Annotated in this window: 1 protein-coding gene and 1 pseudogene; both read right to left on the bottom strand. The window is 68.6% G+C overall.

All coding sequences use genetic code 11. The features are described 5' to 3' along the window. Window positions 1–146 (bottom strand): annotated as a pseudogene (locus HX846_RS37760) (threonine-phosphate decarboxylase); the annotation flags it as partial. After that, on the bottom strand, window positions 139–353 hold a 215-nt coding region (locus HX846_RS37755), incomplete at its 5' end, for a cobalamin biosynthesis protein (protein WP_178967530.1). The pseudogene HX846_RS37760 and the gene HX846_RS37755, both read right to left, overlap by 8 nt.

The following is a 353-nucleotide window of genomic DNA, read 5'->3' as shown; positions in this document are numbered from 1 at the left end:
TCAGGCAGGCGCGCCCAGGCCCGCAGAGGGATGTCCGGAATCGGGAACGGCCACGGCGCCAGGCCGCTGGACAGGTCCAGCCAGTCTGCTTCTGGAATGCCGTACTGCATCGCCGCCTTGCGCAAGCGGCCACCGTGCTCAAGCATAAAACTCAGCCCCCACACACAGGATCAGCAACCACAGCCACACGCCGCGCTGCACCAGTTGCCAGCCACGCTCGATGGAATCCGCATCCGCCGGCGGGCCTTCGCCCAGTGGCGGGCGCTGGTGCAGCTCGCCGTGATAAATCGCTGCACCGCCCAACTCCACGCCAAGGGCACCGGCACCCGCAGCCATCACCGGGCCGGCGTTGG

The organism is Pseudomonas sp. K5002, from assembly GCF_013386655.1.
Lineage (GTDB): Bacteria > Pseudomonadota > Gammaproteobacteria > Pseudomonadales > Pseudomonadaceae > Aquipseudomonas.
Note: the sequence above shows the minus strand (reverse complement) of the source record. Positions and strands in the feature narration are given on the sequence as shown.